Source organism: Streptomyces sp. MZ04, assembly GCF_004684775.1.
In the GTDB taxonomy this organism is placed as follows: Bacteria; Actinomycetota; Actinomycetes; order Streptomycetales; family Streptomycetaceae; genus Streptomyces.
Window position 1 is genome coordinate 15,361 of the sequence record NZ_SRIC01000046.1, and the last position, 23,779, is coordinate 39,139.

Below are 23,779 nucleotides of genomic sequence, written 5' to 3' on the forward strand. Positions count from 1 at the left end.
TCGCCGCCATCAGCGGCAACACAGCCTCGCCACGCCTGAAACTGGCTCCGGCATCTGGGCAAGATGGCTGCATGGACCTTCGAATCTTCACCGAACCGCAGCAGGGTGCGACCTACGAGACGCTGCTCCGCGTCGCCAAGGCCACCGAGGACCTCGGCTACAGCGCCTTCTTCCGCTCCGACCACTATCTCGTCATGGGCTCCTCCGACGGTCTGCCCGGCCCCACGGACGCCTGGATCACGCTCGCCGGCCTGGCCCGTGAGACCCGGCGGATCCGCCTGGGCACGCTGATGACGGCGGGCACCTTCCGGCTGCCCGGCGTCCTCGCGATCCAGGTCGCGCAGGTCGACCAGATGTCGGGCGGCCGCATCGAACTGGGCCTCGGCTCGGGGTGGTACGAGGCGGAGCACACCGCCTACGGAATCCCCTTCCCGAAGGAGAAGTTCGGGCGCCTCGAGGAGCAGCTCGCCATTGTGACGGGTCTGTGGGAGACGCCGGTCGGCGAGCATTTCTCCTTCGACGGTACGTACTACCAACTCTCCGATTCCCCCGCCCTTCCCAAGCCCTCGCAGTCGAAGGTGCCCGTCCTCATCGGCGGCCACGGCGCCAAGCGGACGCCCGCCCTCGCGGCGCGGTACGCAACTGAGTTCAACATTCCCTTTGCCTCTCTGGCCGATACCGAGCAGCAGTTCAAGCGGGTGCGCGCCGCCGCCGACGAGCACGGCCGCAAGGCCGACGACCTCACCTACTCCAACGCCCTGGTGGCCTGCGTCGGCAAGACGGACGCGGAGGTGAAGCGCCGCGCCGCCGCCATCGGCCGCGAGGTGGAGGACCTGAAGGCGAACGGGCTCGCCGGGTCTCCCGCCGAGGTCGTCGAGAAGATCAACGCCTACCGGGCCGTCGGCTCGCAGCGCATGTATCTGCAGATCCTGGACCTGGACGACCTGGACCACCTGGAGCTGATCTCCTCGCAGGTCATGCCGCAGCTGGGCTGAGCGGACGGCGGCCACCGGTCGCCGGTCCCCGGGCGGGTCTGGACCGCACAGGCGCAGGCCCGCTCGAACGCCCGTCAACTCCACCGGCCCCGCCGGTCGTCCGGCGCCCCGGCCGGGTGAATATCCGTCAACCCGGAATCGGCCGCACGCCCTCCCCAGTGACCCGCCGCCGCACGTGATCGTTGGCTCGGGCGGAGCCGGACCGCCCGGCACCCGCGCCGGCGGCCCCTGTCGGCGCGTCGCCCGCACCAACTGCCCTTCCGCACCGGAGGGGCGAGGGCCGAGGAGGCCGTCATGTCCCAGGAAGCCGTACCCGAGCAGGAGGCCGCGCGCGAACCGTCCGTGCCCGAGCAGCAGGGCGCACCCAAGGGTCTGCTGAAGCAGATGGAGGAGCTGATGGCAGCGCTCAACGCCGATCTGACCCAGCTCGACGCCGACCTCCAGCAGTCCACGTCGACCGGGACCATGCCCCCTGGTGGCGACCCGCCGGCCGGCGAGGCCCCCCGCCCCGTGTGACGCACCCCGGGTCATGGCGACCCCGCCGCCGAGTCGGGCTCGGGCAGGCTCTGTTCGCGCACCGCGAGCCTGCGCAGCATCTCGAGCACCCGGTCCCTCGACTCGTCGGCGGCGTCGATGGCCTCCATGCACTGCCAGTACACCCCCTCGTCGTCCGCGCCCATGGCGACGCCGACGAGGGCGATGCCCACCTCGCCGAGCAGCTCGTCGAGTCCGTGCAGAACCTGCTGCGCGTCGCCGATGCCGGTCAGCCGCGCCGCCCGTATCCCCTCGCTCCCGAGCGACGGGGCGTCGAGGACCCCGCAGCCCCTGCCGCCGAGCTCGCTCAGGCCGAGTGCCTCGCCCCGCAACTCCGGCGGCCCCGCGACCGCGAGCCGGCTGCCGATCGCCTGCGCCAAGGCCTGGGACTGCCACACCTCCGCCACGATGTCCGGCGGTTCCTGGCTCTGCGCCAGGGCGTGCCTGCTCGCCTCGATGAGCCGCATCGCCTCCATGCTCACCCCCATCCATCCCGCGCGCACTCGCCGCACGTTGCCCGAACTCCCTTGTCCACTACCTAGAGTGACTTCCATTGGAATGAAAAGCCAGAGCAACTCGGAAATCTGTGGACAAGTTATCGACTGTGGACAACTCGTCCACTCCGGAGAGTGACGGATCTAGGTGTACCTAGGCGTCGCCAGGTGTCGCCAGTGTCCCTAGGGTCCCCTAGGCGTCCTTCACCGGAAAGCGCTGCTCGTTCCGGTCGATCTTCGCGTCGAGCGCCGCCAGCGCGTCGATGCCCAACACCTCGCAGAACTGCAGCAGATAGGCGAGCACGTCGGCGACCTCGTCCGTCACCCGGTGTGCCGAGTCCGGGTCGTCCATCACCCGCGCCGACTGGTCGGGCGTCAACCACTGGAAGATCTCGACCAGTTCGGACGCCTCCACGCTGAGCGCGGCGGCCAGGTTCTTGGGCGTGTGGAAGGGCTGCCAGTGCCGCGCCGCCGCGAACTGGGCCAGCCTGCGCTGGAGTCCCGCTACATCAAGTTCTGTCACGGCTCCAGGTCTACCACCGAGGCCTTGCCCTCCTCGGCGGCCCACGACGCGTCGCTCACCGCCGCCACCAGGCGGATGTGCCCGCGCTCGCAGGTGCGCGCGGCGAGTTCGGCGAGCGCCCGCCGCTGCCGCAGGTCGAGACAGTGGTCGAAGCCGTCGGCGAGCACGGTGAGGGTCTGGTACGCCGACGGCACCTCGGCCACCGGGTCGACCTCGAACACCCCCGGGCCGGTGAGCAGCACAAGCGCGAGGGCCAGATACCTCAACTCGCCGTCCCCGAGCCGCCCGACGGGAGAGTGGAATCCGTCGCCCCGGTCGATCAGCGCGCGCACAGAGCCGTCCTCCGCGACCTCCGAGAAGACATCGACGACCGGCCCCGCGCACCCGGCACGCACCGCCTCCACCAGCCTCGCGTGCCGCTTGCCGCACTCCTCGCGCGTACGCAGGAGCACCTCGGCGAGGTTGTCGCAGCTGCTCAACAGGCGCCCCGCGCCGACGAGTCCGGGCGGTACGGGCAGCCGCATGGGGCTCGGCGCGGGCGCGCACGGGAAGACCGAGCGCAGCGCGACCACCACCTGCTCGGCCGCCGCGAGCACCAGGCGCTGTCCGTCCGTCTTGCCCGCGACACGCAGCGGGAGCAGCGCGGTGCCGAGCCGGTCGTCCGGCAGCGGGCCGCGGGTGACCGGCGAGAGGCCCGCCGTGTGCCAGGCCGCCTGCACCGCGCGCCGCCCCGGATCGCGCAGCGCCGTCTCGAGCAGGGTGAGCCCGCCCCAGGTCAGCCGCTCGCCGACGACGCGCAGTTCGGGTTCGGCCTGTACGGCGAGGTCGAGCCGCACCGCTCCGACGGGTCCCTCGACCGTGCAGCCGATGCGGAAGCCCCGCCGCTGCTGGCCGTCGGCCCGCGCCCGGTCGGGCACGCAGGCCACCGGATCGGCGAAGACGTCGGTGAGTTCGTCCCCCGCGGCGAGCCGTGCGAGGGCCTCGTACGCGGCGAGCGCGGTGGACTTCCCGCTGCCGCTCGGCCCGGCCACGAAGGTCAGCGGGCCGAGCGGCAGCACGGTGCCGCGGTGCGCGGCGAAGGCGGAGAGCCGGAGTTCCGTGACGCAGCTCCGGTCCGGGCCGGACGATGGCCCGGCGGCCGCCCCCGGGAGGTGCACAGTCATGTCCGGACGGTAGGCGGCGGTGGGCCCGCCGAACCGTTCCGCCCTGGTGACCTTCCTACGAATGAGGGATTACCGCCGGAGCGGCCTCGGTCGCGGCCCGGAGCAGCTATGCGCCGGGCCTATGCCTCGCGACCCCTCCGTACGACTATGCCTGGCGCAGCTGGATCCTGGCCGCGTAAAGCGGCGCCTACGACTGGGCCGCCGCGACGAGCCCCTGCACCTCGGTGCCGGGGGGCGCGAGCAGGAAGACGTTCTTGTCGACCCGGTGCATCCCGCAGCCGAGGCCGAGGACCACGCCGCTGCTGAAGTCCAGGACGCGCTTGGCGACTTCCGTCTCGGCGCCGGTCAGGTCGAGCAGGACCGGGATCTGGGCCATCACCGTCTCGGCGACCTCGCGGGCGTCCGCGAAGACGTTGACCCGCATCACGACGAAGCGCCGCCGCGCCTCGGTCTCCGCGTCGGGCAGCGCGCGGTGGCCGGGCCAGGACGGCCATTCGTTGCGGCTGCGCAGCGGTACGACCTGGGCGAGCCCTTCCCACTGTTCGTCGGTGACGTCGTGGCTGTTCAACGCCCCACCCCGTCCTGACTCGCCTTCAGTATCTGCACCGGCCAATTCTTACGCGACCTCACCCGTTCAGCCCAACAGCGACACGGGGCGGCCCAGTGTGGCAGGGCGCCCGCGGCGCCGTCGAGAAAGTCGAGAACAGCGCGCGCGGCAGGGACGGCGGCTCGGCGGTCGGCGGGTCAGCGGCTCAGCAGGGACACCAGGCCGTCGGCGAGGCAGCCACGCCAACAGGCGTGGTCATGACCGCCGTTGTACGCGTTCCAGCTCGCCTGGTAGCCACGGGAACGCAGCGCCTCGTACAGCTCACGGGTGTGCTCGACCAGGGTGCCCTCGTGCAGTCCGACGTCGATGTGCACGGTGATGGCACGCCGTTCGGCTGCGTCGAAGCGTGAGATGAGCCACGGGTTCCGCGCCGCGCGAGTGGGCGGCGGCACCTCGGGAGCGCCCGGCGGGACTCCGGGGCGCCACCACAGCGACGGGGACTGGGCCAGGACGTTGCCGAACCGCTCCGGGCGCAGGAATCCCGCGTACAGGGAGGTCAGTCCGCCCAGGCTCTGGCCCGCTACGACGGTGCGCGCGGGGTCGGTGGTCAGCGGCCAGCGCCCCGCGGCCCAGGGCAGGAGCTCGTCGGCGAGGAAGCCCACGTTGCTGTCGCGGGCGCCGAGTTCCCGCTGCCGCGTGGAGTGGTCGACGGCGTCCGGCGCCAGGACGGCGAGCGGGGGCAGGGCGCCGTCGGCGACAAGGGCGTCCAGCGTGGCCTGGAACCCGAGCCTCCCGAACCACATGTCGCCGTCGCACAGCACGAGGACCGGCAGATCGGCCGCTTCGGTCGCGACGGTCGCCTCGGTGCCCGACGGCAGATACACCCACACGTCGCGCTCGGCACCGAGCACCCCCGCGGGCAGCCGGTGCCGCTCGACCCTCCCCCGGGCCACACCGGCGCGCGGCTCGGACCACGGCTGCCCGGGGGCCTGCGGGAGCGCGAAGACGGAGCTCTCGCGGGCGAGCCAACGCCCCGGTATCCGGCGGGAGTTGAGCGGGTCGGGAGCGGCGTGCGCGGACAGGGAGCGCAGCCGCTCCTGGAGGAGGACGGCGGAGGCGGGCGGTTCGCCGGGCGAGATGTCGGCGGCCATGCGGTACGAGCCACGGTGATCGGCGCGCAGCCGATGGGCGACGTACCAGATGTCCGTGCCCGGGAGCAGAGTGAGGCGGGAGGCGGCGAGGTCGGCCGGGTCCACGATGCGGTTGGCGAGCAGCAGTACCTGCCGGGTGACGCGGTGGCCGCGCCACAGGAAGGTCACCGCACGGTGCTCCGGGTCGCCGTCGACATCCTCGATCAGGGGCGTGCCGCGACGCCCGACCTCGGCCCAGAACTCTTCGAGCAGGGCGGCCCGTTGGCTGCTGAAGCCACCGAAGCCGCCGTGACCGCCGAAGCCGCCAGACTCGTCAACACTCCCGGAGTCACCGGCGGAGTCCCCAAGCCCCGCCAGGCGCGCGGCGACGCGCTCGATGCAGGGCGTCGGCCCCGCGATCCGACGGGGCGTCACATCGGCCGTGAGCACAGCCGCTTCCACGCTCGCCCCTGCATCCATGCTCATGCGCGCACGAAGAGGACCCGCATCGTTCCCCGCCTTCCTGGCCCGCCGCACCACAACATCAACTTATCTAAGCCTAACCTTACCTCAAGGCCCTTAGTAACGGGCACGGTCACCACGCGCGAACCGGCAGACTGAAGCCCATGGATCTTCATCAGACGGACGCCTACCTGCGCCGCATCGACGCCGAGCGCCCGGCCGCACCGACCTCGCGGGCCCTGCGCGAACTGCACCTCGCGCATCTGCGGGCCGTCCCCTTCGAGAACCTCTCCATCCATCTCGGCGAGGACATCGAGCTCACCGACGACGCCCTGGTCGCGAAGATCGTGGACCGCCACCGTGGCGGGTTCTGCTACGAACTCAACGGCGCGTTCGCGGCGTTGCTCACCGCCCTCGGCTTCGAGGTGACGCGGCTGCAGGCCCGTGTGTACGAGCCGTCGGGGCGCCCCGGGATCCCCTTCGACCACATGGCCCTGCGCGTGCGCACCAGCGACGGCGGCGACTGGCTCGCCGACGTCGGCTTCGGCACCCACAGCCACCTCCCGCTGGCCTTCAGCGAGCGCGGCGACCAGTCGGACCCCGGAGGCACCTTCCGCATCGAGGACACCGCCGAAGGCGATCTGGACGTCCTGCGCGACGGCAAGCCGCAGTACGTGCTCGACCGCCGCCCGCGCGCCCTGGCCGACTTCACCGTCGGCGCCTGGTGGCACCGCACCTCGCCGCTGTCCCACTTCACCCGGTCACTGGTCTGCTCGCTGCTCACCGGGACCGGGCGGATCACCCTCAGCGGCCGCACCCTCACCACCACGGTGGCCGGCGAGCGCGAGACCGCCGAGCTGGTCACGGACGCCGATGTGCTCGCCGCGTACGCGACGCGATTCGGGATCACGCTGGAGCGGGTGCCCGAGGTGAAGGAACGCGTGGTGAACGAACAGGCGCCCGAAGCCGGTTGAGCGAGGACACACCGGCGGGGCCGGGCGGCCTCTCGGGCCTTTCTCCAAGGAGGGTGGCATCTGCCATGGAGATTCACCCAGGTCTGTTGTAAATGCCAGGTGAAGTTGCCTATCGTGTCGCGTATGCAGTCCTACACCATCGGGCAGGCAGCCCGTCTGCTCGGCGTCAGCCCCGACACCGCACGTCGCTGGGCGGACGCCGGACGGGTCGCGACCCATCGGGAGGAGGGCGGCCGTCGGCTCATCGACGGGCGCGATCTCGCCGCCTTCTCCATGGAGGTCGGTCAGGGGCAGGCGGGCGGTGACGAGGACGACGTGTCGTACACCTCGGCCCGCAACGCCTTCCCCGGCATCGTCACCGCCGTCAAGCTCGGCGATGTCGCTGCCCAGATCGAGATCCAGGCGGGTCCGCACAGGCTCGTCTCCCTCCTGACCCGGGAGGCCGTGGAAGAGCTCGGCCTGGAGGTCGGCATGCAGGCCACCGCCCGCGTGAAGTCCACCAGCGTGCACATCGACCGCACCTGACCTCGTCGATCAACGTGCACATCGCCCGCACCTGACCTCGTCGATCAACGTGCACATCGCCCGCACCTGACCTCGTCGATCAACGTGCACATCGCCCGCACCTGATCACCGCTCCCCCGGGCCACGGCCCCGGGACCCACCCCGCGGCGTCGCCCCTCACCGAGCTCGACTCCCGACGCGGCCCACCACCATCCGCCCGGACGGCACCGCCGACCGCGTCCCCAAGGAGCACCCCGCCATGTCCCTCGCCCTCACCCCCGCCGCGCGGCGCACGGCCGCCGCCGTACTGACGGCCGCCCTGCTCGTCCCCCTCGCGGCCTGCGGCGACGACAAGAACGACGAAGGCGAGAAGACGGGCGCCGCGAAGGACGCCGCGCCGAAGGCCGAACTGACCGTCCTCGCGGCCTCCTCGCTCACCGATGTGTTCGAGACCGCGGGTGCCGCGTACGAGAAGAAGAACCCGGGCACGAAGGTGAACTTCTCCTTCGCCGGTTCCCAGGAACTCGCCGCGCAGGTCGATCAGGGCGCCCCGGCCGACGCCCTGGTCACCGCCGACACCAAGACCATGGACGGCCTGAAGTCCGACACCGGCAAGCCGACGGTCATCGCGAAGAACCGCCTGGTCATCGCGGTCGGCGAGGGCAACCCGAAGAAGGTCGCCGCCCTGAAGGACCTCTCGGACTCCGGCCTGAAGGTCGTCCTCGCCGCGTCCGAGGTGCCGGTCGGCCGCTACAGCAAGCAGATCCTGGACGCCCAGGACGTCGACGTGAAGCCGGTCTCCGAGGAGCCCAACGTCCGCGCGGTGCTGAGCAAGGTCGAGCTCGGCGAGGCCGACGCCGGTCTCGTCTACAAGACCGACGCCGCCACATCCACCGAGAAGACCGACGCGGTGAAGATCCCCGACGGGCAGAACGCGATCGCCGAGTACCCCGCCGCCACACTGAAGACGTCGAAGCACGGCGAGGCCGCCGCGGCCTTCGTGAAGTGGCTCTCGACGCCCGAGGCGCAGAAGATCCTTCGGGACGCGGGCTTCGAGAAGCCGTAGCCCCGTCTTCAGGGCGGGCGCCGCGAGAGCCGTGGCTCCGCCCCTCAGGGCGGGCGCCGCGCGAAGCCGTAGCCGGTCCGTCGCACCACCGCACCGAGGGAGCACCAGGGATCACCGATGAAACGCCTCCGCGCCCGCACCCCTGGCCCCCGCACCCCCGTCGCCCTGGCCGTCCCCGCACTGCTCGCCGTCGCGTTCCTGATGCTGCCGCTGCTCGGGATCCTCACTCGTACCGAGTGGGGGGACCTCGGCGCGCATCTGGGCAGTGAGGGGACGACCCAGGCGCTGCGGCTCTCCCTCGTCGTCTCGTTCTGGGCGCTCGGGCTCTCGCTGCTGCTCGGGGTGCCGCTGGCCTGGCTGCTCGCCCGGGTCGACTTCCCCGGCAAGGCGGTCGTACGTTCCCTGGTCCTGCTCCCCATGGTGCTTCCGCCCACCGTCGGCGGTGTCGCGCTGCTGCTCGCCTTCGGGCGGCGCGGGCTGCTCGGCCCGTGGCTCGAGGACACGTTCGGGATCACCCTGCCGTTCCACACCTCCGGTGCGGTGCTCGCGGCGACGTTCGTGTCCATGCCGTTCCTCGTCATCAGCCTGGAGGGTGCGCTCGGCGGTCTTCGCCCCCGTTACGAGGAGACCGCGGCGTCCCTGGGGGCCTCTCCGGTACGCGTGTTCCGCACCGTCACCCTGCCGATGGTCGCCCCCGGCCTCATCGCCGGGGCGGCCCTGACCTGGGCGCGGGCCCTGGGTGAGTTCGGCGCCACCATCACCTTCGCCGGAAACCTGCCGGGCACCACGCAGACCCTGCCCCTCCAGGTGTATCTGCTGCTCCAGAACTCCCCCGAGGCCGCGACGTCCGTGTCGCTGCTGCTGCTCGCCATCGCCATGGCCGTACTGATCGCGCTGCGCGGCCGGTGGACGGGGCTGCCGGGCGGCGGATCCCGGTCCCGCTCCCGCGGGCCGGAGCCGTCGTCGGATGACACGGCCGCGCCCGGGTACCCGGCGGACCAAGTGGCTCCCCGGGCAAGGCCCGCACCCGAGCTCTGGTCCCTGCGGGCCGAGGTCACCGGCTTCGACCGGCTGACGCTGGACGCCGAACCCGGCACCACCATCGCCGTGGTGGGCCCCAACGGCGCCGGCAAGACCACCCTGCTGCGCGCCCTCCTCGGCCTCACGCCACGCGCCCACGCCGAGCTCCGCCTCGGCGGCACCGACGTCACCGACCTGCCGCCGCACCGCCGCCACGTCGCCTGGGTCCCGCAGGACGGCGCCCTGTTCCCGCATCTGAACGCCCTCGCCAACACGGCGTACGGCCTTCGCGCCCATGGCGTCCCGCGCGCCGAGGCCCGGCGCGCCGCGCAGGAGTGGCTCGACCGGCTCGGCGTCGGCCATCTCGCGGACCGCAATCCGGCGCAGGTCTCCGGCGGGCAGGCCCAACGCATCGCGCTGGCAAGGGCGTTGGCGGCGCGACCCCGCCTGCTGCTGCTCGACGAGCCGCTCGCCGCGCTCGACCAGACGACCCGGGCACAGGTGCGGCACACCTTGCGTACGCATCTGGAGACGTTCGGCGGTGTCTGCCTGATCGTCACGCACGACCCCGTCGAGGCGGTGTCCCTCGCCGACCGGGTCCTCGTCCTCGACGAGGGCCGTGCCGTCCAGGACGCACCGCCCGCGGAGGTCACCCGGCATCCCCGCTCCACGTGGGTGGCCCGCATGCTGGGCCGCAACGCCTGGCCCGGCACGGCGTCCCCCGACGGCCTCGCGCTGCCCGGCGGCGGCACCCTCGTGGTCGCCGATCCGCTCCCCGAGGGCGCCGACGCGCTGGCGATCATCGCTCCGGAGGCCGTCTCGGTGCACCGGGACAGGCCCACCGGCAGCCCGCGCAACGTCTGGCCGGGCACCGTCCGCGAGATCACCACCAGCGGCAGCAGGCTGCGCCTCCTGATCACCTCGCCCCAGGCACCCGACCTCGTGGCGGAGATCACCCCGCAGGCGGCCGCCGAACTCGGCCTGGCGGACGGCACATCGGTGTGGACCAGCGTCAAGGCGACGGAGGCGACGGTCGTGACGCTGTAGGAACCGCTGCCGTGCCGCTACGACAGGCGCGACCCGCGGGAGGCCGCCCCGAAGCGGTCATGGTCGGCCAGCACCGCATCGATCACGCGCATGCAGACGGCGGTCTGTACGGGATCGGTGTCGACGCACTCGGTCAGCGTCAGGAGGGTCTTCCACAGCGACCAGCCGCGCGCCCGCGCCCAGGTGTCGTCGTCCTGGCCGACCGCCTGCCGGAACGCCTCCCGGCTGTCTCCGGAGAACATCCCCCACGCGATGACCAGATCGCAGGCCGGGTCGCCGACCCCCGACGTGCCGAAGTCGATGACGGCGCTCAGCCGGCCGTCGGCGACCAGGAGGTTGCCCGACGCGATGTCGCCGTGGAACCACACGGGCGCCCCGCGCCACTGCGCGGCGAGTGCCGCGTCCCAGACGGCGGTGGCCCGGCCGATGTCCACGCCGGTATCGGCTCCGCGCTCGGCCCGGCGTTCGAGCGCCGCCAGACAGCGGCGCGTCTCGTCGTCGTAGTGCGCCGGTGACGCGCCCCGCCACCAGCTGTGCTCACCGGCGAGCGGACCGCCGGTGGCGTCGCAGCGCCGCAGGGCGAGGAGGAACTCGGCCACCGAGACGGCGAAGTGCGCCATGTCGTCGATGCGGTCATGCGCTGCCGTCTCGCCGTCGAGCCAGCCGCGGACGGACCACGGGAAGGCGTACCCCTCGCCCGGTTCGCCCAGGGCCAGGATCGGCGGAACGGCCACCGGCAGATCCGGTGCGAGCCGCGGCAGCCAGTGGTTCTCCTTGGTGACCGCGGGGACATAGCCCGCGGCGGTGGGCAGCCGGGCCGTCATGGCGTCGCCCAGGCGATAGGTGCGGTTGTCCCAGCCGTCGACCTCGACCGGCCGCACGGGCAGTTGGCTCCACTGCGGGAACTGGGCGGTGATCAGACGCTTCACCAGGGCGGCGTCGATTCCGGCGCGGCCATCGGGGGGATTCGGGGCCATGGATCGATCATCGCCTCGGCCGATCGTGCGACGCAACGCGATATCGACCTGGGGGAACGTTCTTACCCCGACGGCAAGTTGGCAGAACCCGCGCACGCCGGGCGCCCTTAATGATCACGCGTACGGATCACGCGGACGGACCCGAACCCGACGGGAACGACTTCGGACAACTGCGGTCAGCAGCGGCACGGCCCCGCCACCGCCCCTAGGGTCTGCCCTCATGGACGCCAGCTCCGCGACCCGGACGGTCTCCGTCACCCGTATGAACGCCGGGGACCACGCCTGCCTGGGGTTCGACGACGACGAAGACCGCTGGGAGCTTCGCGCCGCCTACACCGACATCGGCCTGTCACGGGGCGAGCAGGTCATGCTCTTCACCGACCCGGCCACCACCCCTGCCATCGCGGCCGAGCAATTACGCGCCGCCGGCTTCCCCTTCGAAGAGGCCTTCCACGACGGACAGTTGGTAGTGGTCAACGAAGTGCCCGGATACGACCCGGACAGCGGCTTCGACCCGGCCGAGCGGGCCCGCACCTGGGTGGAGCTGACCGAACAGGCCCGGCACAAGGGCTTCTCGGGGCTCCGGGTGGTCGGCGACATGGGCTGGGCAGCCGAACCGGGCGTCGACCACGACCTGTTGGTCGCCTACGAGACCGGGCTCTCCCCGCTCTTCGCCGAGATCGGCTTCACGGCCGTCTGCGAGTACGACCGGCGCAGGTTCGGCGACGACCTCCTGCGCCGCATCCGCCGGGCCCACCCGAAGAAGGTCCTGCACCGGCTCGGCGCCCTGGAGGTCGTCCGCACGGGCGGCGAGCTGCGGATCGCCGGAGACGCCGACCTCTGCACGCGCGAGGAGTTCACCACGGCCCTCACCCACGCCCTCACCGGTTCCGCCCGGCCGATCACCGGTCACGCCCGGCCGACGGCGCTCGATCTCTCCGAACTCTGCTTCATCGACGTACACAGCGCCGCTCTGCTGGTACGACTCGCGCGCGGACTCCCCCGCGATCAGCGGATCACGGTCCGCGTCCGCCGCGCGCAGAGCAAGGTGATACGGCTCTGCGGAGCCGCCGAAGTGCCTCAACTCGTCTTGGCTGAAGGGTGATCCGCGCAGTGATCCTCAACCGCGGCATCGACAGCGACGGAAGCAACGGGGGCGACCGCGGCCCCCGGACGCCCCCCCGAGATCCCGCTCAGGACCGGCCGCCCCCGCTGGAACTCCCCTTCACCATCGGCGACTTGGCGCGACTGCGTCATCAGGTGACCCGCCGGGCCGAGAACGCGGGGCTCTGCGACCCCCGGCTCGGCGACTTCGTGCTCGCCGTGCACGAAGTCGCGAGCAACGCGATCGTGCACGGCGGCGGCAAGGGCCATATCCACCTCGACCACACGGACGACGGCCTGCGCTGCGTCATCACCGACAACGGCCCGGGCATCGCCCGACCGCTGACCGATCTCGGCATCACCATCGACACCGGCATCGACATCGACACCGGCGTGGACGACGAGGCCGAGAGCGGCCGCGGCCTGTGGCTCGCCGAGGCACTCGCCGACCGCCTCGACATCAGGGTCGGCGACGCGGGCACCACCGTCACGCTGGTGGCACTGCTGCCCTGAGCATGAACTTTTCAGAGGGCCTGATCAGAGGGTGGGGCGGAGCTCGCGCGCGGCGGCGACCAGGTTCTCCAGTGCGGCGCGGACCTCGGTCCAGCCGCGGGTCTTCAGCCCGCAGTCCGGATTAACCCAGAGCCGCTCCGGCGCGATGGCCTCAAGTCCCTTGCGCAGCAAGGCAGTTGCCTCCTCGATGTCGGGCACGCGCGGTGAGTGGATGTCGTACACACCGGGCCCGGCCTCGCGGGGGTAGCCGGACGCGGCGAGTTCGTCGGCGACCTGCATGTGCGACCGGGCGGCCTCCAGGCTGATGACATCGGCGTCGAGGTCGTCGATGGCCTGGAGGATGTCGCCGAACTCGGCGTAGCACATGTGGGTGTGGATCTGGCTGTCCGGCCGTACGCCGCTCGTGCTGAGCCGGAAGGACTCGGTCGCCCAGGCGAGATATCCGCCGTGGTCCGCGGCGCGCAGCGGCAGCGTCTCGCGCAGCGCGGGCTCGTCCACCTGGATCACCGAACTCCCCGCCTCCTCAAGGTCGTTGACCTCGTCACGCAGGGCGAGCGCGACCTGGCGTGCGGTGTCGGCGAGGGGCTGGTCGTCGCGGACGAAGGACCAGGCGAGCATGGTGACAGGACCGGTGAGCATGCCCTTGACCGGCTTCTGCGTGAGCGACTGGGCGTACGAGGTCCAGCGCACCGTCATCGGCTCGGGACGGGAGATGTCGCCGGCCAGGATCGGCGGACGGACATAGCGCGTCCCGTAGGACTGGACCCAGCCGTGCTGCGTGGCGAGATATCCGGTGAGCCGTTCGGCGAAGTACTGCACCATGTCGTTGCGTTCGGGCTCGCCGTGCACCAGGACGTCGATGCCGGTCTTCTCCTGGAAGGCGATGACCTCGCGGATCTCGGCCTCGATGCGCTCCTCGTACGCGGCCGTGCCGATGCGTCCGGCGCGCAGATCGGCGCGGGCGGTGCGCAGTTCGCCGGTCTGCGGGAAGGAGCCGATGGACGTCGTCGGAAGCAGCGGCAGACGCAGCCGTTCGCGCTGGGCGGCGGCCCGCTCGGAGTACGGCTGGGAGCGACGGGTGTGCGCGTCGGTGACGGCCGCGGCACGGGCGCGCACCTCAGGATCGCGGGTGAGCGAGGAGCTCGCGCGCGACGCCATGTCGGCGCGATTGGCGGCGAGTTGGGCGCTGATGGCACCGGTCCCTTCCCTCAGTCCACGGGCGAGGGTGGCGATCTCACCGGTCTTCTGCCGGGCGAAGGCCAGCCAGCGGCCGATCTGCGGATCAATCCCCTTCTCGGCCTCGGCGTCCAGCGGGACGTGCAACAGAGAGCACGAGGCAGCCACGTCGACCCGATCGGCGAGACCGAGCAACGTACCCAACGTGGCCAGGGACTTCCCGAGGTCATTGATCCACACATTGCGGCCGTCGACGACACCGGCGACCAGCCGCTTGCCGGGCAGGCCGCCGACGGCCGCCAGGTCGTCGAGATTGGCGGCGGCGGGCCCGGTGAAGTCGAAGGCGAGGCCCTCGACGCCCGACTTGGCCAGGACGGGCAGGGCCTCGCCGAGCCGGTCGAAGTAGGAGGCGACGAGGAGTCGGGGCCGGTCGGTGAGCGCGCCGAGATCGCGGTAGGCGCGGGCGGTGGCGTTCAGTTCGGCCGGGGTGCGGTCCTGCACCAGGGCGGGCTCGTCCAGCTGGACCCACTCGGCGCCGGCGGCCCGCAGATCGGCGAGGATCTCGGCGTACACAGGAAGCAGCCGATCGAGGAGCGTCAGCGGCTCGAAGTCCGGGGCGACGCCGGGGGCGGGCTTGGCGAGCAGCAGATAGGTGACGGGCCCGACGAGGACGGGCCGTCCGGTGTGCCCGAGGGCGAGGGCCTCGGTCAACTCGGCGACCTGCTTGCCGGAATCGGCACGGAACACGGTGCCGGGCCCCAACTCCGGTACCAAATAGTGGTAGTTGGTGTCGAACCACTTGGTCATCTCAAGGGGCGCCACGTCCTGCGTGCCGCGCGCCATGGCGAAGTACCCGTCCAGCCGGTCGGCTTCGACGGCGGCACGGTGCCGGTCCGGGATGGCGCCCACCATGACGCTGGCGTCCAGGACATGGTCGTAGTACGAGAAGTCCCCGGTAGGCACCTCGCGAATCCCGGCGTCGGCGAGCTGCCGCCAGTTGGTGCGACGCAACTCGGCTGCTGTGCACCGCAGTTCGTCGGCACCGACCCGGCCCTTCCAGTACCCCTCGATGGCCTTCTTCAGTTCCCGGTCGGCGCCTTGCCGGGGATAGCCGTACACAGTGGCCTCGGCGGTGCGGGCCGCGGCTGTGGCGGTGGATGTGGCGGTCACGGAACTCTCCTTCGCGAGTACTCGTCCTGAATTCCCGGGACGGGACGAGGACACGAAGGGATGGCAAGAAAGACGAGCCCCGTGGGGATGGTCCCTGAGTGGGAACGCCCCTGGTCGGGGATGCTCGCTTCCGCCGCCGACCCGCCCTCGAGGTCACCGAGATGCCGTGCGCTCCTTCGCGCACGGGCAGTGGCAGGTCTTCGGACTCACGGGCCCACCGAGCCCTCTCGAAGGAGGACGAGGCACCTACTGGCCGTCGCTTCCCGGATCCGCAGGCGAACCCAGTGCGTATGACGGCGGTCGTTCCCGCTCACCGCTGCGGGGCAGTCCCGGATTCCCACCGGGTTCCCTCTTACGACGCGTCTACCTGGCGGGCAGGGCGAACCAGCTGCGTGAGTCAGCCTATACGTACGGGTGAATGCCGCAGCCGGGATTTGATCACTTGCTGGAGGTGCCGCCCGTTCCGTTGAGATCGTCACGGCCCAAGTGCTCGCCCGGTGTCGCCAGCGTCTCGACCGCTTCCGCGGTGACCACCGCGCCGGTGGACTTCTTGCCGCGCCTCAGCCTGCCTTCCAGCCAGCTCGCGAAGGTCGTGAGCGCGAAGTTCAGTACGACGAAGATCACCGCGACCACGGTGAAGCTGGCGATGGTGTTGGCGCCGTAGTTCGCGCTCATCGGGCGGACCGACGCGAGGAGTTCGGAGAAGCCGAGCAGCGCGCCGCCCAGCGCGGTGTCCTTCACGATGACCACCAGCTGGCTGACGATCGCCGGGAGCATCGCGGTGACCGACTGCGGCAGCAGCACATGGCGCATGACCTGGTTCTTGCGCATGCCGATCGCCTTGGCCGCGTCGGTCTGGCCCCGGGGAAGAGACAGGATTCCGGCTCGTACGATCTCCGCGAGCACGGAGGCGTTGTAGAGGACGAGACCGGTGACCACGGCATAGAGCGGCCGACTGCCGGGGCTGATGTCGGTGTACTCGGAGTACGCCGCGTTCGCGAAGAGCATCAGGATCAGCACCGGGATGGCGCGGAAGAACTCCACGACGGTGCCGGCCGCACCCCGCACCCACCAGTGGTCCGAGAGCCGGGCGATGCCGAACAGCGCCCCGAGCGGCAGCGCGATGACCATGGACAGCGCAGCGGCGATGAGCGTGTTCTTGAGCCCCGGCAGGAGGTACGTCTCCCAGGCGCGTGAGTCCGCGAAGAAGGGCCGCCATTTGACCCACTCGAGCTGGTTCTTGTCGGCGAGGCTCTGGACCACCCACCAGATCAGGGCGGCGAGTGCGACCAGGAACACCACCGTGAGCAGCACATTGCGCCGTTTGGCACGGGGCCCCGGGACGTCGTACAGGACGTTCTGTGCACTCATCGCCTCACCGACACCTTCTTGCTCACCCAGCCGAGGAACAGCCCGGTCGGGAGGGTGAGACAGATGAATCCGAACGCGAAGATGGTGGAGATGAGGATGAGTTGAGCCTCGTTCTCGATCATTTCCCGCATCAGCGCCGCGGCCTCGGCGACGCCGATCGCGGCGGCCACCGTGGTGTTCTTGGTCAGCGCGATCAGCACGTTCGCCAGCGGGCCCACCACGGAACGGAAGGCCTGGGGAAGGACGATGAGCCTCAGCACCTGGGGGAAGTTCAGGCCGATGGCACGCGCCGCCTCGGTCTGGCCGACGGGCACCGTGTTGATGCCGGACCGCAGCGCCTCACAGACGAACGACGCGGTGTAGGCGATCAGTCCGAGCACGGCGAGCCGGAAGTTGATCGTCGTGAAGTCGTCGGCGCCGAGGGTGACGCCGAGCGTCTGGAACAGGCCCAGTGAGGTGAAGACGATGATCACGGTGAGCGGGATGTTCCGGACCACGTTGACGTAGGCGGTGCCGAAGCCGCGCATCAGGGGTACGGGGCTGACGCGCATGGCGGCCAGCGCCGTTCCCCAGACCAGGGCGCCGATGGCGGAGTAGAAGGTGAGCTGCACCGTCACCCAGAAGGCAGCCAGCAGGTCGTAACCCTCGAGAAAGTCGAACACGGTCTCCCGGCCTTCCGCGTGAGCTTCCGCGTGAGTGAAGGGGCGACGCGCGCCGCTTCGGGGGCGGCGCGCCGTGGGTCACCCGCTTCAGCTGACGATGACGCCGATCTTCGGTGCGGGCTCGTTCTTGTAGTTGGCCGGGCCGAAGTTCTTCTTGACGGCGGCGTCCCAGGAGCCGTCCTTGACCATCTTCTCCAGGGCGGTGTTGATCTGCGCCTTGAGATCGCTGCCCTTCTGGACGCCGATGCCGTAGTTCTCGTTGCTCAGCTTGAATCCGCCGAGCTTGAACTTGCCCTTGAATTCGGGCTGCGCGGCATAACCGGCGAGGATCGAGTCATCGGTGGTCAGGGCGTCGATGACCTTGTTCTCCAGGCCGGTCAGGCACTCCGAGTAGCCGCCGTACTCCTGCAGCTGAGCCTTCGGCGCGATCTTGTCCTTGACGTTCTGCGCCGAGGTGGAGCCGGTGACCGAGCAGAGCTTCTTGTTGTTGAGATCCTCGGGCTTCTTGATGGAGTCGTCGTCCGCCCGGATCAGGACGTCCTGGTGTGCCAGGAGGTAGGGGCCGGCGAAGTCGACCTTCTTCTCGCGCTCGGGGTTGATCGAGTACGAGGCGGCGATGAAGTCGACATCGCCGCGCTCGAGCAGCGTCTCGCGGTCGGCGCTCTTGGCTTCCTTCCACTCGATGTCGCCGGCGTCGTGTCCGAGCTCCTTGGCGACATACGTGGCCACGTCGACGTCGAAGCCCGTGTACTTGCCGTCCGGGGTCTTCAGTCCGATGCCCGGCTGGTCGTACTTGATGCCGATGGTGATCTTCTTGCCGTCGGAGCTCGTGCCGCCGCCGCCGCCGTCGGAGCTGCAGCCGGCGGCGGTCAGGGACAGCACGAGCGCAGCGGCGGCCGCGACAGTGACCTTGTGAAGCTTCATGGTGATCATTCCTAGTGCTGAAGGGCCCCGGGCTCGGGCCCGGGCCCCGGATCAGTGGTGAAGGATCTTCGAGAGGAAGTCCTTGGCCCGCTCGCTGCTCGGATTGCTGAAGAACTGGGCGGGCGTCGTCTCCTCCACGATGCGGCCATCCGCCATGAACACCACGCGGTTGGCGGCCGAACGGGCGAATCCCATCTCGTGGGTGACGACGACCATGGTCATTCCGTCATGGGCGAGCTGCTGCATCACCTCGAGCACCTCGTTGATCATCTCGGGATCGAGTGCCGAGGTCGGCTCGTCGAAGAGCATGATCTTCGGGTCCATGGCCAGCGCTCTGGCGATCGCGACGCGCTGCTGCTGGCCACCGGAGAGCTGCGCGGGGTATTTCTCCGCCTGGGAGCCGACACCCACCCGGTCGAGCAGCTGGCGCGCCCTCTCCTCGGCGGCCTTCTTGTCCTTCTTACGCACCTTGACCTGGCCGAGCGTCACGTTGTTGAGCACGGTCTTGTGCGCGAAGAGGTTGAAGGACTGGAAGACCATGCCCACATCGGCCCGCAGCGCGGCCAGCTCGCGGCCTTCGGCGGGCAGGGGCTTTCCGTCGATGACGATCTCACCGGAGTCGATGGTCTCCAGGCGGTTGATGGCGCGGCACAGCGTGGACTTCCCGCCCCCGGAGGGCCCGATGACGACGACGACCTCGCCATGGCCGATGGTCAGGTCGATGTTCTGGAGGACATGAAGCGCGCCGAAGTGTTTGTTGACGTCACTCAGTACAACCAGGTCGCCTGCGGCCGGGGTGGGAATTTCATGGGTCACGGCTACTCCGCTCTTCGGCTTCATCGTCCGTCTTCCAAAAGGAAGCCGCACGCCGGGAGCGGTGGTTTACGACTGTTCGGGACCGGCGGCGGTGGCAGGGTGCGGTGTGCCGAGGCAGGGCAAGTCGGGCAGCAGGTCGGTGTGCGGGCCGATGTGGTCGCTGGTGACCTTGCCGCCGGAGATCATCTTCAGCCGGGCGGAGGTGACGTCGTCCGTCAGTGTCCGCCCGTTCGGGTAGGCCGCGGGCTCGGACCGGTCGTAGCGCAGGATGTCCGGCAGGACCGTACGCAGGCCTGTTTCCGCGGCCTGGGCGTCGTAGCCGCCGGTGTGGGCGAGGACCGCGGTCCACGGTTGCAGAGAGGTGTCCCAGTCCCGGGCCGGTTCGGCCGCGTTGTAGGCGTCCTTGGCGTCCTCCTGGTTGAAGTAGGCCGTGAGCGAGGGGTGCGCACCCCCGGAGTCCTTGACGATCCCGTCCAGGTCTGCGAAGAACGCGTCGCTGCGAAGGCCTGCGGACAACCGGTACTGCCCGGCGGTGATGACCTCGGGCTCGGCGGTGAAGGAGACCGGCTCGTCGGTGACGGTCTTCTGTCCGCCCGCCTCGTGCGACCGGGCCTCCGCGCCGTCCGCGCGGTACACGGTCATGGTCTGCCGCCCGGCCCCGGGCTGTGAGCAGACGAAACTGAAGGCCACATCGGCCTGGTTGTCGCCGTCGGTGTCGATGGTGACCCGGTAGACCGCGTCGGGGTGGAAGGCGTCGCCACCGGTGGGAGCGACGGGGTTGACGTTCATGATCAGCGCCGTGCGGTCACCGGCCGCCGTGAACGCGAACAGAATCGGTCATGTCCAGCCGGGCATCGTCCATGGGGGACCGCAGATTCGGACCGCTGAGGTGATGTGACATGCCCTCGGCCTCCAGCCCTCGACCGCCCAGAGTGGTGACACAGATGCCGACGCCTCTGGTTCACCCGATGAGCGGGACGACGGCGCCGCCGAGGCTCGGGGCGGCTCTTCCTGTCACCCGAACCAGCAGGTCAGGCGCCCTTCGAGGCAGGCTCCAGAATCGCCACGCACTCCACATGATGAGTCATCGGAAACAGATCAAACGCCCGCAACGACCGCACCTTGTACCCCCCATCCCGGAAGTACCCCAAGTCCCGCGCCAACGCCGCCGGATCGCAAGCCACATACGCGATGCGCCGCGCCCCGAGCCCCGTCAGGTGGCGCACCGTCTGCTTGCCCGCGCCCGCGCGCGGCGGGTCCAGGACGATCAGGTCGACCTCGGTGATGCCCGTGCGCGGCAGGGCGGCCTCGACCTTGCCCTGTTCGATGCGGACGCGGTCGAACGCGGCCAGGTTGTGGCGGGCGTCCTCCACCGCTCGCTTGCCGGACTCGATGCCGAGCACCGCGCCCTTCTCGCCGACCCGGTCCGCGATGGCGCCGGCGAACAGGCCCACTCCGCAGTAGAGGTCGAGGGCCGTGTCGCCCTTGCGGGGCGTCAGGCCCTGCATGACCGCGAGCATCAGCGTCTCCGCGGCCTTCGGGTGGACCTGCCAGAAGCCGCCGTTGCCGACACGGTACGTGCGGCCGTCGGCGCGCTCGCGGACGAAGGGGCGGCCGTGGACGCGGTGGACTCCGCCGTCCTGTTCGGCGATGCGGAGGACCGAGACCGGCTTGTCCAGTTCGACCAGGGGGAGGCGCGCACCCGGCTTCGGTTCCAGGATGACCTGGCGGTCCTGGGAGCCCGTTGCCGCGATCGCCTCGACCGAGGCCATGCCGGCCCAGTCGTGCTTCTCGATGCCGAGTTCGGTGACGCCGGGAGCGGCGATCATGCAGTGGTCGATCGGCTCGACCCCGTGCGAGCGGTGGCGGCGCAGGCCCGCATTGCCGTCGGGGTCGACCGCGAACTGCACACGGGTGCGCCACTGCGGGACCTCGCCCTGCGGGAGCTTGTCGCCCTCCGCCGGCATGACCGTGCCGTCCCAGCCCGCCTCCTCCGGGGTCAGGCCCGCGAGGCGCTGCAGCTGCTCGGCGATGACCTCGCCCTTGAGGCGGCGCTGCGCGCCCGGCTTGGCGTGCTGCCAGTCGCAGCCGCCGCAGCGGCCGGGACCGGCGTAGGGGCACGGCGCCTCGACGCGGTCCTTGGACGCCTCGAGGATCGTCACGGCGTCCGCGCGCAGGAAGCGGGAGTCCTCGCCGCCCTCCGTCACGCGTGCGACGACCTTCTCGCCGGGCAGCGTGTGGCGCACGAAAAGGACCCGGCCCTCGGCCGTGCGGGCGACGCAGTGGCCGCCGTGGGCGACGGGGCCGACCTCGACCTCGTACTCCTGGCCCACCAGCGAGTCCTGCGCGTCCTGCGAGTCCCCCGCCTGCGAATTCTTCGGTTCTGCCTGCATGGCGGGGTGACTCCACAACGTCAAAGGGGATCGGACGCCACGACGACAGCGCAACGGCCGGACAACAGCCCACCAGTCTACGTGGGTGTTGTCCGGCCGCTCGCCAACCGTCGATACAGAGCCTCAGCCCTTGTTGCTCGGCTGCTTCACCCGCTTCTCGACCGGGCCGCGGCGCACCGAACCCGGCGCGTTCCACTCCGACCGCTTGCGGGCCCGCTTCTTGGCGGCCTCGGAGGAGTCCAGCTGGTAGGGGACGGATGTCACCATCACGCCCGGGGTGAAGAGGAGCCTGCCCTTGAGCCTGAGTGCGCTCTGGTTGTGGAGCAGGTGCTCGTACCAGTGGCCCACCACGTACTCGGGGATGATCACGCTGACCACGTCGCGCGGGCTCTCGCGGCGCAGGTTCTTCACGTAGTCGATGATCGGCCGGGTGATCTCGCGGTAGGGCGAGTCGAGGATCTTCAGCGGCACGGTGATGCCGCGCTTCTCCCACTCGGCCCTGAGCGCCTTGGTCTCCGCCGGGTCGACGTTGATGCTGAGCGCCTCGAGGGTGTCCGAGCGCATCAGCTTGGCGTAGGCCAGGGCGCGCAGCGTGGGACGGTGGATCTTGGAGACCAGGACGATCGAGTGGACCCGGGAGGGGCGCACGCTGTCGTCGCTGGGGGTCTCCGGGGCCGCGATCTCCTCGGCCACGCGGTCGTAGTGCCGGCGGATCGCCGTCATCACCCCGTAGAAGATCACCATGCCGAGCAGTGCGACCCAGGCTCCGTGCGTGAACTTGGTGACGAGTACGACGACCAGGACCAGGCCCGTGAAGAAGGCGCCGAAGGTGTTGATCGCCCGGGAGCGGATCATGTGGCGCCGCTTGTTCTGGTCCTTCTCGGCGGCCAGGTGGCGGTTCCAGTGCCGGACCATGCCGATCTGGCTGAGCGTGAAGGAGACGAAGACGCCGACGATGTAGAGCTGGATGAGGCGGGTGGAGTCCGCGCCGTAGACCCAGACGAGCAGCGCCGCCGCGCCCGCGAGGAGCACGATGCCGTTGGAGAAGGCGAGACGGTCGCCACGGGTGTGCAGCTGGCGCGGCAGATAGCGGTCCTGCGCGAGGATCGAGCCGAGCAGCGGGAAGCCGTTGTACGCCGTGTTGGCCGCGAGGAAGAGGACCAGCGCGGTGGCGGCGGCGAGCACGATGAACAGGAAGCTGCCGTTGCCGAAGACGGCCTCGGCGACCTGGGAGATCACCGGGTTCTGGACGTAGTCCGCGCCGACCGCGACGCCGTTGTTGATCAGGTCGTGCGCGGGGTTCTCGGCCATCTTGACGTCGGTCGCCATGGCGAGGCCGATGATGCCGCAGAACATGGTGACCGCGAGGCCGCCCATGAGCGCGAGCGTTGTCGCGGCGTTCTTGGACTTCGGCTTGCGGAAGGCGGGGACGCCGTTGCTGATCGCCTCGACGCCGGTCAGCGCGGCACAGCCGGAGGAGAAGGCCCGCAGGAGCAGGAAGATGAGCGCGAAGCCGGCGAGGCCCTGGTGCTCGGGCTTGATCTCGTAGTCCGCGGTGGGCGCCTTCATCGCGTCGTCGAGGACGATGCCCCGGAAGGCACCCCACGCGATCATGATGAAGACGCCGGCCACGAAGACATAGGTCGGGATGGCGAAGAGCTTCCCGGACTCCTTCACCCCGCGCAGGTTCATCAGCGTAAGAAGCACGATGACGATGACCGCGCAGAGCACCTTGTGCTCGACGACGAACGGGACGGCCGAGCCGAGGTTCTCGATGCCCGATGCGATCGAGACCGCCACGGTCAGGACGTAGTCGACGAGCAGCGCGCTGGCGACGGTGAGCCCGGCCTTGGGGCCGAGGTTGGTGTTGGCGACCTCGTAGTCGCCACCACCGCTCGGGTACGCGTGCACGTTCTGCCGGTACGACGCGACCACCGTGAACATCAGCACGACGACCGCGACGGCGATCCAGGGACTGAAGTGGTACGCCGACACACCCGCGATGGAGAGGACCAGGAGTACCTCTCCCGGCGCGTACGCCACGGAGGAGAGCGGGTCGGAGGCGAACACGGGTAGAGCGATGCGCTTCGGGAGGAGGGTTTCTCCCAGCCGGTCGCTGCGCAGTGCGCGCCCGATGAGGATCCGTTTGGGCACGTCGGTCAGTTTGGACACGCAGAGGATCGTAAGCGTTCGAATGGGTGCCCGCCCACCCAC

At 70.4% G+C, this 23,779-nt stretch carries 22 protein-coding genes and 1 riboswitch; of the genes, 8 read left to right on the forward strand and 14 right to left on the reverse strand.

The window, feature by feature from the left end; all coding sequences use genetic code 11:
• Positions 1-71: 71 nt before the first annotated feature.
• Together E2651_RS13200 and E2651_RS13205 are read left to right on the forward strand one after the other, a co-directional pair.
• Positions 72-995 carry an LLM class F420-dependent oxidoreductase gene (locus E2651_RS13200; protein ID WP_135331285.1) on the forward strand — a complete coding sequence of 308 codons (924 nt, stop codon included), beginning with the start codon at positions 72-74 and terminating at the stop codon, positions 993-995.
• Between the two features lie 294 nt (positions 996-1,289).
• Positions 1,290-1,511 carry a hypothetical protein gene (locus E2651_RS13205; protein WP_135331286.1) on the forward strand — a complete coding sequence of 74 codons (222 nt, stop codon included), beginning with the start codon at positions 1,290-1,292 and terminating at the stop codon, positions 1,509-1,511.
• Positions 1,512-1,522: 11 nt separating this feature from the next.
• Here the strand turns inward: E2651_RS13205 and E2651_RS13210 are convergent, their stop codons facing one another.
• From E2651_RS13210 to fes, 5 genes are all read right to left on the reverse strand, one after another.
• Positions 1,523-2,005: a DUF6099 family protein gene (locus E2651_RS13210; protein ID WP_135331303.1), complete on the reverse strand. Its 483-nt coding sequence runs from the start codon at positions 2,003-2,005 to the stop codon at positions 1,523-1,525.
• Positions 2,006-2,216: 211 nt separating this feature from the next.
• Complete coding sequence (locus tag E2651_RS13215; RefSeq protein WP_135331287.1) at positions 2,217-2,546, reverse strand: nucleotide pyrophosphohydrolase; 330 nt, start codon at positions 2,544-2,546, stop codon at positions 2,217-2,219.
• A complete protein-coding gene (locus E2651_RS13220) occupies positions 2,543-3,709 on the reverse strand; it encodes an ATP-binding protein (protein WP_135331288.1) in 1,167 nt (388 codons plus the stop codon). Before E2651_RS13220 ends, E2651_RS13215 begins: the two co-directional genes overlap by 4 nt.
• Before the next feature lie 187 nt (positions 3,710-3,896).
• Positions 3,897-4,277 (reverse strand): cell division protein SepF, encoded by a 381-nt coding sequence (locus E2651_RS13225; protein ID WP_135331289.1) that lies wholly within the window; start codon positions 4,275-4,277, stop codon positions 3,897-3,899.
• A gap of 176 nt (positions 4,278-4,453) precedes the next feature.
• Complete coding sequence (fes, locus tag E2651_RS13230) at positions 4,454-5,872, reverse strand: enterochelin esterase (RefSeq protein ID WP_245238788.1); 1,419 nt, start codon at positions 5,870-5,872, stop codon at positions 4,454-4,456.
• 140 nt (positions 5,873-6,012) lie between these two features.
• Between fes and E2651_RS13235 the strand changes: the two genes are divergently transcribed.
• The 4 genes from E2651_RS13235 to E2651_RS13250 all read left to right on the forward strand — a co-directional run bounded on the left by E2651_RS13235 (position 6,013) and on the right by E2651_RS13250 (position 10,459).
• Positions 6,013-6,822, forward strand: coding sequence for an arylamine N-acetyltransferase (locus E2651_RS13235; RefSeq protein WP_135331290.1), 810 nt, complete (start codon positions 6,013-6,015; stop codon positions 6,820-6,822).
• A gap of 123 nt (positions 6,823-6,945) precedes the next feature.
• Positions 6,946-7,347 (forward strand): helix-turn-helix transcriptional regulator, encoded by a 402-nt coding sequence (locus E2651_RS13240; RefSeq protein ID WP_135331291.1) that lies wholly within the window; start codon positions 6,946-6,948, stop codon positions 7,345-7,347.
• A gap of 238 nt (positions 7,348-7,585) precedes the next feature.
• Complete coding sequence (modA, locus tag E2651_RS13245; RefSeq protein WP_135331292.1) at positions 7,586-8,392, forward strand: molybdate ABC transporter substrate-binding protein; 807 nt, start codon at positions 7,586-7,588, stop codon at positions 8,390-8,392.
• A 117-nt stretch (positions 8,393-8,509) separates the two neighbouring features.
• Positions 8,510-10,459 (forward strand): ABC transporter permease, encoded by a 1,950-nt coding sequence (locus tag E2651_RS13250; protein WP_135331293.1) that lies wholly within the window; start codon positions 8,510-8,512, stop codon positions 10,457-10,459.
• 17 nt (positions 10,460-10,476) lie between these two features.
• On the opposite strand, the gene E2651_RS13255 is transcribed toward E2651_RS13250, so the two are convergent.
• Positions 10,477-11,436 carry an aminoglycoside phosphotransferase family protein gene (locus E2651_RS13255; RefSeq protein ID WP_135331294.1) on the reverse strand — a complete coding sequence of 320 codons (960 nt, stop codon included), beginning with the start codon at positions 11,434-11,436 and terminating at the stop codon, positions 10,477-10,479.
• A gap of 220 nt (positions 11,437-11,656) precedes the next feature.
• Here E2651_RS13255 and E2651_RS13260 point away from each other — a divergent pair, with 220 nt between their 5' ends.
• Positions 11,657-12,541: an MEDS domain-containing protein gene (locus tag E2651_RS13260; RefSeq protein WP_167828783.1), complete on the forward strand. Its 885-nt coding sequence runs from the start codon at positions 11,657-11,659 to the stop codon at positions 12,539-12,541.
• Positions 12,542-12,549: 8 nt separating this feature from the next.
• The gene (locus E2651_RS13265) at positions 12,550-13,053 is read left to right on the forward strand and encodes an ATP-binding protein (protein WP_209446134.1); all 504 of its coding nucleotides are present in this window, start codon (positions 12,550-12,552) and stop codon (positions 13,051-13,053) included.
• Between the two features lie 24 nt (positions 13,054-13,077).
• Here the strand turns inward: E2651_RS13265 and metE are convergent, their stop codons facing one another.
• The 8 genes from metE to E2651_RS13305 all read right to left on the reverse strand — a co-directional run bounded on the left by metE (position 13,078) and on the right by E2651_RS13305 (position 23,737).
• The gene (metE, locus tag E2651_RS13270) at positions 13,078-15,399 is read right to left on the reverse strand and encodes a 5-methyltetrahydropteroyltriglutamate--homocysteine S-methyltransferase (RefSeq protein ID WP_135331296.1); all 2,322 of its coding nucleotides are present in this window, start codon (positions 15,397-15,399) and stop codon (positions 13,078-13,080) included.
• A 191-nt stretch (positions 15,400-15,590) separates the two neighbouring features.
• Positions 15,591-15,767: riboswitch (cobalamin riboswitch) on the reverse strand.
• 70 nt (positions 15,768-15,837) lie between these two features.
• Complete coding sequence (locus E2651_RS13275) at positions 15,838-16,770, reverse strand: amino acid ABC transporter permease (protein WP_135331297.1); 933 nt, start codon at positions 16,768-16,770, stop codon at positions 15,838-15,840.
• Positions 16,767-17,432 (reverse strand): amino acid ABC transporter permease, encoded by a 666-nt coding sequence (locus tag E2651_RS13280; protein ID WP_135331298.1) that lies wholly within the window; start codon positions 17,430-17,432, stop codon positions 16,767-16,769. Before E2651_RS13280 ends, E2651_RS13275 begins: the two co-directional genes overlap by 4 nt.
• Before the next feature lie 87 nt (positions 17,433-17,519).
• Positions 17,520-18,356, reverse strand: a complete 837-nt coding sequence (locus tag E2651_RS13285; RefSeq protein WP_135331299.1) for a glutamate ABC transporter substrate-binding protein — start codon at positions 18,354-18,356, stop codon at positions 17,520-17,522.
• 51 nt (positions 18,357-18,407) lie between these two features.
• Positions 18,408-19,196 carry an amino acid ABC transporter ATP-binding protein gene (locus E2651_RS13290; RefSeq protein ID WP_135331300.1) on the reverse strand — a complete coding sequence of 263 codons (789 nt, stop codon included), beginning with the start codon at positions 19,194-19,196 and terminating at the stop codon, positions 18,408-18,410.
• A 42-nt stretch (positions 19,197-19,238) separates the two neighbouring features.
• Complete coding sequence (locus tag E2651_RS13295) at positions 19,239-20,006, reverse strand: DUF4331 family protein (RefSeq protein WP_348541630.1); 768 nt, start codon at positions 20,004-20,006, stop codon at positions 19,239-19,241.
• Between the two features lie 197 nt (positions 20,007-20,203).
• The gene (locus E2651_RS13300; RefSeq protein WP_135331301.1) at positions 20,204-21,565 is read right to left on the reverse strand and encodes a class I SAM-dependent RNA methyltransferase; all 1,362 of its coding nucleotides are present in this window, start codon (positions 21,563-21,565) and stop codon (positions 20,204-20,206) included.
• Positions 21,566-21,688: 123 nt separating this feature from the next.
• Entirely contained in the window at positions 21,689-23,737 is a 2,049-nt protein-coding gene (locus tag E2651_RS13305; RefSeq protein ID WP_135331302.1) for an APC family permease, read from the reverse strand.
• Positions 23,738-23,779 lie beyond the last annotated feature (42 nt).